This is a genomic window from Stenotrophomonas sp. ATs4 (assembly GCF_051861585.1).
In the GTDB taxonomy this organism is placed as follows: Bacteria; Pseudomonadota; Gammaproteobacteria; order Xanthomonadales; family Xanthomonadaceae; genus Stenotrophomonas; species Stenotrophomonas maltophilia_AS.
Window position 1 is genome coordinate 350,054 of sequence record NZ_JBLYPK010000004.1, and the last position, 14,995, is coordinate 365,048.

The following is a 14,995-nucleotide window of genomic DNA, read 5'->3' on the forward strand; positions in this document are numbered from 1 at the left end:
ACAGGGCGTTACGTTGCCCCGAAGAATACAAGCGCGGCGAGGGCCACGCCGTTGTTCAACGCATGCGCGGTGATCGCCGCCCACAGCGTGCCGGTGCGCTGGTACAGCCAGCAGAACGCCGCGCCCATGCCGCCGTAGACCAGCCACAGCTGTGCGATCTCGGCCGGGCCATTGGCACTGGTGCCGGGAATTTCATGGATCAGGGCGAAGGCAAGGCTGCTCAACACCAGACCCAGCCACGGACGGCCTGCCTGCCAGAGGCGGCCGAACAGCACGCGACGGAACAGAAGCTCTTCGTAGGCAGGCGCCAGCACCACTGCGAACAGCACCAGGAACAGCGGAAAGCGCGCGATCGCACTCTGCATCAGTGCCAGGTTGGTGGGCACCGGCTCAATGCCGAACTGTTTGGCCAGGAAGGCAATGCCGTTGCTGCCGAGCACGATCAGGGTCGCCACCAGCAGGGTCCAGCCCCAGGTGGAGGGGCGGCGCAGCGCCTGGCGCGAAGCGTTGCGCTCCACGGCATTGGCGGGGCGGCGCCAGAAGTACAGCAGCAACGCGGCACCGCCGGTGGCGAACAGGGCCATCAGGATCTGTGCGAGCGCGCCGGGTTGGCCGAGTGAAGCCGCCACCGAACCGGCGTCGGGCGCGCCACCATTGGCCTGCACGTTGGCGTATCCGACCACTACGCCGCGGTACAGGCCCCACAGCAGGCCGCTGATCAGGCTCAAGCCGAACAGCGTAACGGCGGCAATGCCCAGGTCGATGAAGAAACCCGCCAACGGGGAGGCCGCACGCGGCGCGGCAGAGGCCGGCGGAATCGGGGGCGGGGCGGAAACCGGGGCAGAAGCGGACATCAGTTACCTGCGTTCAAGGGTCGAAGGCCGGTGCACCTCCCCGCGCACCGGCCATGACCCGATTGTGTCAGATATCCAGGTTTGCGACCTTCAGCGCGTTGTCTTCGATGAAGTCGCGACGCGGTTCGACGACATCGCCCATCAGGGTGCTGAAGATCTGGTCGGCAGCGACGGCATCTTCGATACGCACCTGCAGCAGGCGACGGGTATCGGGATTGACCGTGGTGTCCCACAGCTGTTCCGGGTTCATTTCACCCAGGCCCTTGAAGCGCTGGATCTGGCGGCCGCGCTTGGCTTCGTCCAGCAGCCAGGCCTGCGCCTTGGCGAAGCTGTCGACTTCGACCGACTTGGCGCCACGGCCGATGGTCGCGCCATCGCGCACCAGGCCATGCAGCAGCGTCGCGGCCTGGTAGATGGCGCGCAGTTCGCCGCCTTCAAAGGCCGCCAGCGGCAGTACCTGGATATGTTCTTCGCCCATGTGGCGACGGGTCACCAGCACGGCAGCCGGACGTTCGTCGGCCGGTTCCTGCAGTTCCAGGCTGAAGCGCGCACTGCCCAGGCTGCCCTGGTTGAGGCGCTTGGCCAGCGCGTCCAGGCCGTGGCCTTCGCCGGCGTTGCGCAGGTTGGCCAGGTCCATCGGCATGAAGTCGACCAGCGCTTCAAGCAGGTTGCGGTCGTAGCGGTGCGCATTGCGTTCGATCGCATCGCGCGCGCCGGCGAAGGTGAGCAGCAGCTTTTCCAGCGCGGCACCTTCGATGCCCGGTTCGCCGGCGGCCGGCACCAGCATGGCGTTTTCCACCGCATTGCTGGCCAGGTAGCTGTCCAGCGCCGGGTCGTCCTTCAGGTACAGCTCCTGCTTGCCCTGCTTGATCTTGTACAGCGGCGGCAGGCCGATGTAGACGTAACCGCGCTCGATCAGCTCCGGCATCTGACGGTAGAAGAACGTCAGCAGCAGCGTGCGGATGTGGGCGCCGTCAACGTCGGCGTCGGTCATGATGATGATCTTGTGGTAACGCAGCTTGTCCGGGTTGTACTCGTCGCGGCCGATGCCGGTGCCCAGCGCGGTGATCAGCGTACCTACCTGGTCGGAGGCCAGCATGCGGTCGAAGCGTGCACGTTCCACGTTGAGGATCTTGCCGCGCAGCGGCAGCACCGCCTGGTTCTTGCGGTTGCGCCCCTGCTTGGCCGAGCCACCTGCCGAGTCACCCTCGACGATGAACAGCTCGGACAGCGCCGGATCCTTTTCCTGGCAGTCGGCCAGCTTGCCCGGCAGGCCGGCGATATCCAGCGCGCCCTTGCGGCGGGTCAGGTCACGGGCCTTGCGCGCGGCTTCACGGGCGCGGGCAGCATCGACGATCTTGCCCGCGATCGCCTTGGCTTCGTTCGGGTTTTCCTGCAGGAACTCTTCCAGGCGCGCACCAAAGGCGTTTTCCACGGCCGGGCGCACGTCGGAGCTGACCAGCTTTTCCTTGGTCTGGCTGGAGAAGCTCGGATCCGGCACCTTCACCGACAGCACGGCGATCATGCCTTCGCGCATGTCGTCGCCGGTCAGGTTGATCTTGGCCTGCTTGGCGATGCCGTTCTGCTCGATGTAGTTGTTGAGCACGCGGGTCAACGCACCGCGGAAGCCGGCCAGGTGAGTGCCGCCGTCCTTCTGCGGAATGTTGTTGGTGAAGCAGTACATCGTCTCCTGGTAGGAGTCGGTCCACTGCAGCGCCACGTCCACCACGATGTTGTTGTGCTCACCGGTGACGGAAATCACGTTCGGGTGCAGCGGGGTCTTCAGCTGGGCCAGATGCTCGACGAAGCTGCGGATGCCGCCTTCGTAGTGGAAGTCATCGCGGCGGCCATCGCCGCGCTCGTCGGCAAGGACGATCTTGACGCCGGAGTTCAGGAACGACAGTTCGCGCAGGCGACGGGCGAGGATGTCGTAGTGATATTCCACGTTGTCGTGGAATGCGACGGTCGACGGCCAGAAGCGCACCGTGGTGCCGCGCTTGGTGGTGGCCTCCAGCTTCGCCAGCGGGCTGACCGCGGCGCCATTGCTGAATTCCTGCTGGTAATGGAAGCCGCCCTGGAACACGTCCACTAGCAGCTTCTGCGACAGCGCGTTGACCACACTGACACCGACGCCATGCAGACCGCCGGAAACCTTGTAGCTGTTGTCGTCGAACTTGCCGCCTGCGTGCAGGACAGTCATCACCACTTCGGCCGCAGAAACTTCGCGACCCAGCTTGGCGCTCATCTGCTCGTGCTTGCCGGTCGGAATGCCGCGACCGTTGTCGGACACCGAAACCGAGCCATCGGCGTGGATGGTGACCGACACATTGTCGGCATGCCCGGCCAGCGCCTCATCGATGGAGTTGTCGACAACTTCGAACACCATGTGATGCAGACCGGTGCCGTCATGGACGTCGCCGATGTACATGCCAGGGCGCTTGCGGACAGCTTCCAGGCCTTCCAGGGCCGTAATGCTGTTGGCGTCGTAGTTGCCGGTGTTTGCCGGGGTGTTCTGTTCGTCGGTCATTGCGCTTGCCGTAGGCTCCGCAGGTCGGCCACCGCGGGTAGCGATAGGCCGAGAATGAAGGGATAGCAGCCTGAATTATACCAGCCGGGGCTGATCGGCCTTGTCGGGTCCACTATGGCACAGCCACGATCTGTGCATGTTCCACGTGGAACCGGGCGATGTGGGTCAGTTCCTGCAGCGCCGCCGGGGATTCGGTGGCGGTAACGAAGATCTGGGCCGGGCCAGCCAACAGGCGCTCCAGTACCCGCGCCTGATGGGTGCGATCCAGCTCCGAAGCCAGATCATCCAGGGCGATGACCGGCCATTCCCCGCGCTGTTCCGCGTAGTCCTCAGCCTGGGCCAGCAGGCAGGCCAGAGCCGTCAGCTTGGCCTGGCCACGGGACAGCGCATCACGACCGGGAATGCTGTGGAAGTCCACGCTCCAGTCTGCGCGGTGCGGACCAACCGATGTGTAGCCCGCCTGGCGATCACGTTCGCGGGCCAGCAGCAGGGCATCTGCGAGAGGAAATTCATGCCGCCGCCAACCCGGACTCAGCTCCATGGCCTGGATACCCAGCTGGGGAGCCAGTTCCGCCGCCAAAGCCACGGTTCGCTGCTGCAACCGCTCCAGGTAGTGCTGTCGGCGGCTGGTCAGCGGCTCGCCCGCCTCGGCCAGCTCGTGATCCCAGGTATCCAGCATCCGCGACGGCCCGCCTTGTTTGAGCAGGGCGTTGCGCTGCTTCAATGCACGTGAGTAACGGCGCCACAAGGACAGAAAATCCGGTTCCACGTGGAACAAGCCCCAATCGAGGAAACGCCGGCGAGGTTCACCACCGCCACTCACAAGTGCGTGGCTGCCCGGTTCGAACGTCACCACGGCCAGCGCAGCACAGAGATTGCCAAGCTGTGCGACATCCTCGCCGTCCAATCGCCCCTTCCAGTCCTGGCCACTGTGGCGCAGGCCAGCCTTTCGGCGGTGCGGCGGGTGATTGGCACGTTGTTCGTCCCATTCCACGAAGATTTCCAGCGCTTCCTGGCCCTGGCGCACCAGTCCATCGCGAACGCGCCCCCGGAAACTGCGGCCATAGGCCATCAGGTGCAGGGCCTCGAGCACGCTGGTCTTGCCGGCACCGTTGTCGCCGGTCAGCAGGTTCAATCCCGGCTGGGGCGACAGGTCCACCGCACTGAAGCGACGCAGTTGGTGCAAGGCAAGGCGGCGGATCTGCATGGGGCGCGAAGGACCATCCGCACGGGGCGGTAGAGGAGCGGGGAATCCATCAGCTTACTGCATCGGTCAAGCCAGCCGTGCCGGATCGGCTGCAGATCTGGAGACGAGGGTCACGTCAGGCCCGCACTCAGATGTTCCACGTGATCTTTTCCCCTCAACCAGTCGCATGCAGGTCTGTATGCACACCAGAATCCTTCCATTCTGCGAGGGCTGCTGGGCGTAGATCCCCAGATTTCAACGAATTCAGCAGCATTTCGCGGATGCCTCCCGGTCGTCTCGACGGCCGGTTCGGCGACGAGCCCGCCGTTTCCTTCAAATCTGTGGGCCGATGCCCAGGAGGGTTCCACAGATTTCAAGAAATTCAGACCAGCCGTTTCACGCTGTCCACAGGGACCATGTATGACTTATACACAACGTATGGGCAATCTGTGGATAAAAAAACCGTTTTCAGCCCGGCTCGAAACTATCCACAGGTTCACCCCCAGCCTGACGTGCCTCTATACAGGGGGTTTCAGGTGCATAAAACCTTTACAAATCAGATAGATAATGCATTTTTCCACCAAATCTGGCGCTACCATCACCACCATGCTTTAGATTTATACCCAGATTTAGAAGCTAGGCAGGACCCGATCCGGCACGAACGGGCCCTGTGGACAGTGGCGTCAGCAGGGCCAGCAACCACTGCGCTCAAACATGAGATCAGCTTCGCTCGCCGGAACTGCCCGCCGTCAACGTTGACGGAAAACCTACCTGAGTTCTGGCAATGGCAGCCGAAATCAATCGGCCCATTCACAGGTGGTGCCGCGTCTGAACTACTCCTGCTCTCCAGTTCCCGCCAATGCTCCACGTGGAACCAAAAAAAACGCCCGGGAAGATCCCGGGCGTCGTTCGGTTCCACGTGGAACAGCGCTACCGTCAGAGACGCAGCGGCATCACCACGTGGCGCGACTTCTCACTGCTGGATTCACGCACCAGCGCCGAGGAGTTCGAGTCGCGCAGCTGAATGATGACTTCTTCGTCGCGCAGGGCGGACAAGGCATCCAGCAGATAGTTCACGTTGAAGCCGATGGCCAGATCGCTGACCGTGGTATCGGCCTCGATCTCTTCCTGGGCTTCTTCCTGTTCCGGGTTGTGCGCGCTGATCTTCAGGTTGTCCGGCGAGACTTCCACGCGGATGCCGCGGTACTTCTCGTTGGACAGAATCGCTGCGCGCTGCAACGAGGCGCGAAGGGATTCGCGATTGACCTTCACCTCACGGTCTGCGCCGATCGGGATCACCGCTTCGTAATCCGGGAAACGACCGTCGATCAGCTTGGAGGTGAAGGTCACATCGTCGCGCTTCACGCGAACGTGGCTGCGGCCGACTTCCAGCTCGATCTCACGATCACCGCTTTCCAGCAGGCGCTGCAGTTCGGTCACACCCTTGCGCGGCACGATGATCTGGCGCTTGGAACCGCTCGGCTTGGCCAGATCGGTTTCACACAGGGCCAGGCGGTGGCCGTCGGTGGCGACGGTACGCAGGGCATCACCGCGCAGATCGAACAGCAGGCCGTTGAGGTAGTAGCGCACGTCCTGCTGGGCCATCGCGAACGCGGTGCGCTCGATCAGTTCCTTCAGCGTCGCTTCGCCGATGGCGACACGCTCGGTGGCTTCCACTTCATCCACCGACGGGAAGTCATTGGAGGGCAGGGTGGCCAGAGTGAAACGGCTGCGACCGGCCTGCACGGTGATCTTGTCACCGGTCTGCGAGACGGTGATCCGGCTGCCGTCAGGCAGGGCGCGGATGATCTCGAACAGCTTGCGGGCGGGAATGGTGGTTTCGCCGTCCTGGGCGTCCTCAACCGCGATCCGCGACACCATCTCCACTTCCAGGTCGGTGCCGGTCAGCGACAGCTGGCCGTTCTGCACCTGAACCAGGAAATTGGCCAGAACCGGAAGGGTCTGGCGGCGTTCGACCACGTTGACGACCTGTGCCAACGGCTTGAGAAAGGCTTCGCGCTGCAGTGTGAAACGCATGTGGTTCCGTGCCCCTATGCTTTAAAAAAATATGGAATAAATCAAAAGCTTGGTGGTGCTGGTAGAGCCAGAATCGCTGGAAAACAAGGCTAAGTCTTTGTAAACAAAAGGTTTATCTGCCTCGAAACCCTCTGCATTACCAGCCCCAAGAGGGTGGGGAAAGCTGTGGATAAATCTACCTCGAAATCGAGCGGCATTTTTATCCACATGCTGTCCCGCGCTTGCTACCGGATTCTGCACCGTTTTATGCGATGACGCCTTATCGGCGCACGTGCATCATTCGCTCAGCTTCCGGATCAGCTTGTCCCAGTCTTCGCGGAGCTTGCCGTCGGCTTCCATCAGGGTGCGGATCTGGCGGCAGGCGTGCAGCACCGTGGTGTGATCGCGACCGGCAAAGGCATCACCGATCTCAGGCAGGCTGTGTTCGGTCAGTTCCTTGGTCAGTGCCATGGCAACCTGGCGCGGACGGGCCAGCGAGCGGGTCCGGCGCTTGGACAACAGATCCTTGATCTGCAGGCCGTAGTAGTCGGCAACGGTTTTCTGGATGTTGGGAATGCTGATCGCCTGCTGCTGGGCGCGCAGCAGATCGCGCAGGGTTTCCTGGGCGAAGTCAGTGGTGATCGCGCGGCCGGTGAAATTGGCGCGGGCGGTCAGGGTATTCAGCGCGCCCTCGAGGTCGCGCACGTTGGAGCGCATCTTCTTGGCGATCAGGAACGCAACATCATCGGGAATCTCGGCACCGCGTTCGCGTGCCTTGGCCAGCACGATCGCGGCACGGGTCTCGAAGTCCGGCGGTTCGATCGCGACGGACAGGCCCCAGGCAAGCCGCGACTTCAGGCGCGCTTCCAAGCCTTCGACTTCGCGCGGATAGCGGTCGCAGGTCAGGATGATCTGCTGCTTGCCATCGAACAACGCGTTGAAGGTGTGGAAGAACTCTTCCTGGGTGCGGTCCTTGCCGGCGAAGAACTGGATGTCATCGATCAGCAGCGCGTCCACCTGCTGGAACTGGCGCTTGAACTGATCCATGGTCTTTTCCTGCAGGGCCCGGATCATCGCGCTGAAGAACTGTTCCGAGCGCAGGTACAGCACCTTCGCGCCCGGATTGGCCTCGCGCATGGCGTTGCCCGCGGCGAACATCAGGTGGGTCTTGCCCAGGCCCGTGCCTCCGTACAGCAGCAGCGGGTTGTGCGCCCGGTCGCCCGGCTTCTGTGCCGCCTGGAAGGCCGCGGCCAGGCCCAGCTGGTTGCTGCGGCCTTCGACGAAGTTGGCAAAGGTGTAGTGATTGTCCAGGTTGCCGGCGAACGGCACCTGAGGTCCGCTGGAAACATGCGCCGACGGCGTGGAAACCGGCGCGTTCTGCGCCTCCACCGGGCGCGGGCGCGAGCCGATTTCAAGAAAAACGTCGCTGAAACCAGCGAAGTGGGCCAGCAGTTCGCGGATCCGCGCCAGGTACAGCTCGCGGACCTGATCGACGATGAAGGCATTCGGTGCATACAGCACCAGGCTGTCAGCGCGCAGATCGGCCTGCAGCGGCTTCAACCAGGTGTGAACGTCTTCCGGCGGGAACTCCGCTTCGAGGCGCTCGAGACTTCGGGACCAGGCATCCATCAGCAATAATCGTCCGGTGGCCGGGGCGTGGACGCGACAAGGCGCCCAAACACAGGCCGGAAAGGGGGGAAATGGATGGCTCAGACTACCACCGAGCGCAGGGCTTCGGAATGCTTGTCCCCTACTTATTCACAAAAACATCCACAGCTATTGCACAGGCCAGTGAATTCGCGTAGCTCCAGGGGGTTGACGCGGGGTGGGGTACCTCTCTAAAATTTCCGGTTCTTTCCGTCCCATTCATACGAGAGGCCCACATGGCCACCAAGCGCACCTTCCAGCCCAGCAACCTCAAGCGTAAGCGCGACCACGGCTTCCGTGCCCGTATGAAGACCGCTGACGGCCGCAAGATCCTGTCGCGTCGCCGCGCCAAGGGCCGCAAAGTCCTGAGCGCCTGATTGCCATGCCGCATCCAGCGGCAGACGCAATCCATTCGACAGTGAATACTGCTGACCCGCGCAAGCGATTCCCTCGCTCTGCGCGGGTTCGCACGCGTGCCGAATATTCAACGGTCTTCAACGGCGCCCGCCGTGTGTCCGATCCGCTGATGACCCTGCACTGGCTGCCGGCTGACCGGCCGGCCAGACTGGGTCTGGCGGTTTCCCGCAAGGTTGATCCGCACGCCGTAGGGCGTAACCGGATCAAGCGCGTCCTGCGCGATGCCCTGCGTCAGACACGAACCGACATCCAGCCAGGCGACTTCGTCGTCGTGGCTCGTAGTGCTGCGCGTAGCGCCAGCAACGACGATATCCGCCAGGCCTTCCTGCGCCTGTTGCGGCGCCTGCGCGCATTGCCCGCGCCGGGCGTGGACGGCACAATGCCGCCGCCTGATGGCATCGCCATTTCCTCCATCACTGAGCCGGCACCGCGTCCCGGCCCCGCTGAGCCTGCCTGCTGATGAACCAGACCCGCGTATTCCTTATTTTTGCCTGGCTGATGGTGGCCGTGCTGCTGTGGATGGAGTGGAGCCGTGAAAAGGCCGCCCCGACCCCGGCACCGACGACCACGTCGGCTCCGGCCGCTGCACAGAGCGTTCCGGGCGCCACGCCGGGCAGCGTTCCCAATGCGCAGGTCCCGGGCGCCCCGGGCCAGGCCGCAACGCAGGCCCAGGCCAGTGCCACACCGGCCAGCCAGCGCGTCACCGTCACCACCGACGTGCTGCGTCTGGTGCTGGACGGCGGCCGCGTGCTCGACGCCGAGCTGCTGCAGTTCCCGCAGACCAAGGATGAAGGCAGTCCGCCGGTACGCCTGCTGACCGAAGACCCCGCGCATCCGTACAGCGCGATCAGTGGCTGGGCCAGCGAAGACAAGAACACCCCGGTCCCCGGCGCTGACGGCTTCAAGCTGGTGGGTGACGCCAAGGACTTCGTGCTGGCCAAGGGCCAGAACGAGCTGCAGATCCCGTTCGTGTGGACCGCCGACAACGGCGTGACCATCAAGCGCACCCTGACCGTCTCGCGCAACGAGTACGCCGTGCGCTTCAAAGACGAGGTCAGCAACACCGGCGCAGCGCCCTGGAACGGTTACGTCTACCGCACCCTGGACCGCACCCCGACCATTCTGTCGCGGAGCATGACCAACCCGGATTCCTTCAGCTTCAACGGTGCCACCTGGTACGACAACGACAAGAAGTACCAGCGTCGTGCGTTCAAGGACTACCTGGAAGACGGCACGCTGAACCAGAACATCACCGGCGGTTGGCTGGCGATGCTGCAGCACCACTTCTTCACCGCCTGGATCCCGCAGAAGGACCAGACCGCGCACTACGTGCTGTCGCAGGTGGCCGGTCGTGACCTGATCGAAGCGCGTGGCCCGGCCTTCACCGTGGCCCCGGGCCAGTCCACCAGCACCGAAGCCCGCCTGTGGGTCGGCCCGAAGCTGGTCAACCTGATTGCCAAGGAAGACGTGCCGGGCCTGGACCGCGTGGTCGACTACAGCCGCTTCTCGATGATGGCGGTGATCGGCCAGGGCCTGTTCTGGGTGCTGAACCAGGTGCACAAGCTGGTTGGCAACTGGGGCTGGGCGATCGTCGGCCTGGTGGTGCTGCTGAAGCTGGTGCTGTACCCGCTGTCGGCGACCCAGTACAAGAGCGGTGCCAAGATGCGTCGCTTCCAGCCGCGCATCGCGCAGCTGAAGGAACGCTATGGCGATGACCGCCAGAAGTTCCAGACTGCGATGATGGAGCTGTACAAGAAGGAAAAGATCAATCCGATGGGCGGCTGCCTGCCGATCCTCATCCAGATGCCGATCTTCTTCGCCCTGTACTGGGTGCTGGTGGAATCGGTCGAGCTACGCCAGGCGCCCTGGTTCGGCTGGATCCAGGACCTGACTGCACGCGACCCGTACTTCATCCTGCCGGTGATCAATGTGGCGGTGATGTGGTTCACCCAGAAGCTGACCCCGGCACCGGGCATGGACCCGATGCAGCAGAAGATGATGCAGTTCATGCCGCTGGTGTTCGGCGTCATGATGGCCTTCATGCCGTCCGGCCTGGTCCTGTACTGGGTGGTCAACGGCGGCCTGGGCCTGCTGCAGCAGTGGTGGATGACCAAGCGCCATGGCGGCGAGCCGGTCCCGGCCACCACCGCTCCGGCCCCGGTCAAAAAGAAGTAATCGGTAGAGCCGGCCGTTGGCCGGCTGACCTCAGCAGAAGCCCGCCGCAAGGCGGGCTTTTCGCATCCGGCGTTAGAATCGCCGGCACACCGATCCTGCATCCATCGAGTCCGCCATGCCGCGTGCGTCGTCGTTCCGCTTGTTCCTGCCCTCGCTGTTGTTGACCCTGATCGTTGCCGGTTGTGGCGACAAGGATGCGAAGGCGCCGGCGACCACCGTCACCCAGCCCAGCGCGCAGGCCGCTGCTGCAGCTGATCCGGCCGCCGCACCGTTGCTGGCAGCGCTGCAGAAGCAGCTCGATGGCTACCGCCGGATCATCGTACTGCTGGCCGACGAAGAGCAGCAGTCGAGCGCCGACCGCAGCACCTCCACCCAGATCGGACAACAGCTGTTCCACGATGGCCTCGAACAGCGCACGGCCATCGCCACGCAGTTCGACACGGTGCTGCGTGGTTCCAGCCCGCAGCGCTTCGCCACCCTGGGTACCGTGCTGGACTACATCGAGTCGGCACCGGAACTGTTCGACGCCGACCGCCTGGCCTTCCGCGAAGTGCTGCGCGACCTGCATGAGCGCGTTGGCACGGATTCGTCGCTGCCGGCGGTGAAGCTGCACCAGCGCATCGGCGAGGATCTGGAGGCGCTCGACGAGATCGAGCGCAACTACAACCAGGAACTGACCCGCATCTTCAGCCGCTTCGAGCGCACCCGCGCCATCGCGCTGAAGCGCGAGAAGTGGGAGGACTACATCGCCCACCTGCACAAGGACTACAGCCGCGAAGCGATCCTGCGCGACTACGGGGTGATCGAGCCGTACCCGATGTCGATGAAGGACAGCGACCGCGAGATATTCGGACGCGACCTGCCGGCCAAGACCGTGGTGCTGACCTTCGACGATGGCCCGCACAAGGCCTACACCGATGAAGTAGTGGCCATCCTCAAGCGCTACGACGTGCCGGGTGTGTTCTTCGAAGTCGGCCGCAACCTGGGCAAGGTCGAGGCCGATGGCAAGGTCAGCCTGGGGCCGATGGCGAAGATCAGCCGCAGCCTGATGGAAGAGGGCTATGCGGTCGGCAACCACAGCCTGACCCATGCCCAGTTGTCGCGCACCACCGGTGACGCGCTGCGCCAGCAGGTGCTCGACACCGACACGCTGCTGAAGGATGTCGACAGCAAGCGCGCCCCGCTGTTCCGCTTCCCGTATGGCGCGCGCAACGCCGAAGGCCTGCAGCTGCTCAACGAGGCTGGACTGAAGTCGATCATGTGGAACATCGACTCGATGGACTGGGCCGACCCGGTGCCGGAGTCGATCGTGCAGCGCGTGCTCGACCAGGTGAACAAGGAGCAGCGCGGCATCATCCTGTTCCACGACATCCACGACCGTGCGGTGAAGGCGCTGCCGCAGATCCTCGACCGGCTGATCGCCGATGGTTACCAGTTCGCCGGCTGGAACGGTCGCGAATTCACCGTGGCGCGCGCGCGCAAGGGCGACACCAGTGCAGCTACGGTCACCACCGGCTACGAGAAGTCGTGGGCGATCGTGGTCGGCATCGATAACTACGCCAAGTGGCCGAAGCTGGAATACGCCAGCCACGACGCGCAGGCGGTGGCCGATACCCTGACCGGGCAGTTCGGCTTCCCGTCCTCGCAGGTGATCGTGCTGAAGAACGAACAAGCCACCCGCAACAACATCCTGGCCGCCTTCCATGATCGACTGGCCGATGACCGCACCGGAAAGAACGACCGCGTGTTCGTGTTCTTCGCCGGCCATGGCGCCACCCGCCAACTCGCCTCGGGGCGCGACCTCGGTTACATCATTCCGGTCGATTCAGATCCGAAGGAATTCGCCACCGACGCGATCGCGATGACCGACATCCAGAACATCGCTGAGAGCATGCAGGCCAAGCATGTGATGTTCGTGATGGATGCCTGCTACAGCGGCCTGGGCCTGACCCGTGGCGGCCCGTCGTCGTCCTCGTTCCTGCGCGAGAATGCGCGTCGCAGCGCGCGGCAGATGCTGACCGCCGGCGGTGCCGACCAGCAGGTGGCCGATGCCGGCCCGAATGGCCACTCGGTGTTCACCTGGGTGCTGCTGCAGGCGTTGGCCGGCAAGGGCGACCTCAATGGCGATGGCCTGATCACCGGCACCGAACTGGCCGCCTACGTGGCGCCTGCGGTGTCGGCGGTCTCGCACCAGACCCCGGCCTTCGGCAGCCTGCCTGGATCGCAGGGCGGCGAGTTCGTGTTCCAGGTGCCCGACAGCCAGGAATTCCTCAACGCCGATACGCGCCAGCTGACCGCCGATGCGATTGCGCTGAACAACAAGGTCGATGCTGCCAGCGAAGCAAAGGGCAGCCAGGCGCCGGTGACCGTGGCCGACCTGCAGGGCGGCAAGGCCAAGCTGGTGGTGCCCACTGCCGGCCCGTCCTCGGACCGCCAGCGCGCGCAGCAGGCCAATGACCGTGGCCTGCAGTTGTACCGCGAGAAGCAGTACGACGAAGCGGTGGCCCAGTTCACCGAAGCGCTGAAGCTGCGTCCGGACTTCGCCCAGGCCGCCAACAACCTCGGCTTCGTCTATTACCGCCAGCAGCGCTACGCCGAAGCCGCGCGCTGGCTGGAGAACACGCTGAAGATCGACCCGTCGCGTGCAGTGGCCTATCTCAACCTGGGCGATGCCTACTTCAACGCCGGTGACAAGGCCAAGGCGAAGCAGGCCTATGCCACCTACCTGGCGCTGCAGCCGCAGGGCAGTGGTGCCGCGCAGGCACGCGCGCAGCTGGAGAAACTCTGAGCCATGAACGACGCGATCCGCACCGATACCATCGTCGCCATCGCCAGTGCCCCCGGCGCGGGTGGCGTGGGCCTGCTGCGCCTGTCCGGCCCGCGTGCCGCGGCCATCGCCAACACGCTGGGCGCGCCTGCACTGCGCCCGCGCCATGCGCACTATGCGCGCCTGCGCGATGCCGACGGCGAGGTCATCGACGATGGCATCGTGCTGTGGTTCCCGGCACCGAACAGCTTCACCGGCGAAGAGGTGGTGGAGCTGCAGGGCCATGGCAGTCCGGTGCTGCTGCAGCAACTGGTCGCGCGCTGCATCGCGCTCGGTGCGCGCCAGGCGCGGCCGGGTGAGTTCAGCGAACGCGCCTTCCTCAACGGCAAGCTCGACCTGGCCCAGGCCGAGGCCATCGCCGACCTGATCGCCGCGGGTGACAACCGCGCCGCGCGTGCTGCACGTCGTTCGCTGGACGGCGTGTTCTCGCGCCGCATCGACACCGTGGTCGAACAGCTGGTGCTGCTGCGCATCCATGTGGAAGCGGCCATCGATTTCGCCGACGAACCGCTGGATACCCTCGGTGGCGCACAGGTGCGGCGCGGGCTGGAACAGGCGCGCGCTGATCTTGCCCTGCTGCGTCGTGATGCCGAGCGCGGCCGTCGTCTGCGCGATGGCCTGCATGCAGTGCTGATCGGCCCGCCGAATGCCGGCAAAAGCTCATTGCTGAACGCCCTGGCTGGCAGCGAGCGCGCCATCGTCACCGACATCGCCGGTACCACCCGCGACACCCTGCGCGAGACCATCCGCCTGGATGGGCTGGAACTGACCCTGGTCGACACCGCCGGCCTGCGCGACGGCGGTGACGCCATCGAACGCGAAGGCATGCGCCGCGCCCATGTGGAAATCGAGCGCACTGATCTTGCATTGATCGTGCTGGATGCGCGCGATCCGGAAGCCGGAGAAGCGGCGCTGGGCGATGCCGTGGCGGCGGTGCCGCACAAGGTCTACATCCATAACAAGTCGGACCTGCTGGATGCGTTGCCGTCGCTGGACGATCCGGACCGTGTGTTCGTCTCGGCAGCCACCGGTGCTGGCCTGGAAGACCTGCATGCGCGCCTGCGTTCGATTGCCTCGGCCGGGGCAGGAGAGCAGGTGGATGGCGAATTCTCCGCGCGTACGCGCCATGTGGATGCGATCGAGCGTGCGCAGGAGCATGCACAGCGCGCCGATGGCGAGCTGGCGCACGAACATCTGGAGCTGGCCGCCGAGGAACTGCGGCTGGCGCATGACGCGCTGGGCGAGATCACCGGGCAGATGAGTGCGGATGATCTGCTGGGAAGGATCTTCTCCAGTTTCTGCATCGGCAAGTAAGCCTTGGTAGTGCCGGCCGCTGGCCGGCAACC

General features: G+C 64.4%; 10 protein-coding genes. 5 read left to right on the forward strand and 5 right to left on the reverse strand.

What is annotated here, in order from left to right:
• Nucleotides 1-8: 8 nt before the first annotated feature.
• The 5 genes from ABR323_RS09700 to dnaA all read right to left on the reverse strand — a co-directional run bounded on the left by ABR323_RS09700 (nucleotide 9) and on the right by dnaA (nucleotide 8,212).
• Nucleotides 9-854, reverse strand: a complete 846-nt coding sequence (locus ABR323_RS09700; RefSeq protein WP_439449132.1) for a lysostaphin resistance A-like protein — start codon at nucleotides 852-854, stop codon at nucleotides 9-11.
• Nucleotides 855-921: 67 nt separating this feature from the next.
• The gene (gyrB, locus tag ABR323_RS09705) at nucleotides 922-3,381 is read right to left on the reverse strand and encodes a DNA topoisomerase (ATP-hydrolyzing) subunit B (RefSeq protein WP_439449133.1); all 2,460 of its coding nucleotides are present in this window, start codon (nucleotides 3,379-3,381) and stop codon (nucleotides 922-924) included.
• Between the two features lie 112 nt (nucleotides 3,382-3,493).
• Nucleotides 3,494-4,588, reverse strand: coding sequence for a DNA replication/repair protein RecF (gene recF / locus ABR323_RS09710; RefSeq protein ID WP_439449134.1), 1,095 nt, complete (start codon nucleotides 4,586-4,588; stop codon nucleotides 3,494-3,496).
• A 915-nt stretch (nucleotides 4,589-5,503) separates the two neighbouring features.
• A complete protein-coding gene (dnaN, locus tag ABR323_RS09715) occupies nucleotides 5,504-6,604 on the reverse strand; it encodes a DNA polymerase III subunit beta (protein WP_135275645.1) in 1,101 nt (366 codons plus the stop codon).
• Nucleotides 6,605-6,880: 276 nt separating this feature from the next.
• Nucleotides 6,881-8,212 carry a chromosomal replication initiator protein DnaA gene (dnaA, locus tag ABR323_RS09720; protein ID WP_135275644.1) on the reverse strand — a complete coding sequence of 444 codons (1,332 nt, stop codon included), beginning with the start codon at nucleotides 8,210-8,212 and terminating at the stop codon, nucleotides 6,881-6,883.
• A gap of 254 nt (nucleotides 8,213-8,466) precedes the next feature.
• Here dnaA and rpmH point away from each other — a divergent pair, with 254 nt between their 5' ends.
• The 5 genes from rpmH to mnmE all read left to right on the forward strand — a co-directional run bounded on the left by rpmH (nucleotide 8,467) and on the right by mnmE (nucleotide 14,963).
• Nucleotides 8,467-8,607 (forward strand): 50S ribosomal protein L34, encoded by a 141-nt coding sequence (gene rpmH / locus ABR323_RS09725; protein ID WP_006404565.1) that lies wholly within the window; start codon nucleotides 8,467-8,469, stop codon nucleotides 8,605-8,607.
• Between the two features lie 5 nt (nucleotides 8,608-8,612).
• A complete protein-coding gene (gene rnpA, locus ABR323_RS09730; RefSeq protein WP_135275643.1) occupies nucleotides 8,613-9,107 on the forward strand; it encodes a ribonuclease P protein component in 495 nt (164 codons plus the stop codon).
• Nucleotides 9,107-10,822: a membrane protein insertase YidC gene (yidC, locus tag ABR323_RS09735; protein ID WP_439449135.1), complete on the forward strand. Its 1,716-nt coding sequence runs from the start codon at nucleotides 9,107-9,109 to the stop codon at nucleotides 10,820-10,822. Before rnpA ends, yidC begins: the two co-directional genes overlap by 1 nt.
• Nucleotides 10,823-10,937: 115 nt before the next feature.
• Nucleotides 10,938-13,610 (forward strand): polysaccharide deacetylase family protein, encoded by a 2,673-nt coding sequence (locus ABR323_RS09740; RefSeq protein WP_439449136.1) that lies wholly within the window; start codon nucleotides 10,938-10,940, stop codon nucleotides 13,608-13,610.
• A 3-nt stretch (nucleotides 13,611-13,613) separates the two neighbouring features.
• Entirely contained in the window at nucleotides 13,614-14,963 is a 1,350-nt protein-coding gene (gene mnmE / locus ABR323_RS09745) for a tRNA uridine-5-carboxymethylaminomethyl(34) synthesis GTPase MnmE (protein WP_439449137.1), read from the forward strand.
• The last annotated feature ends 32 nt before the right edge of the window (nucleotides 14,964-14,995 follow it).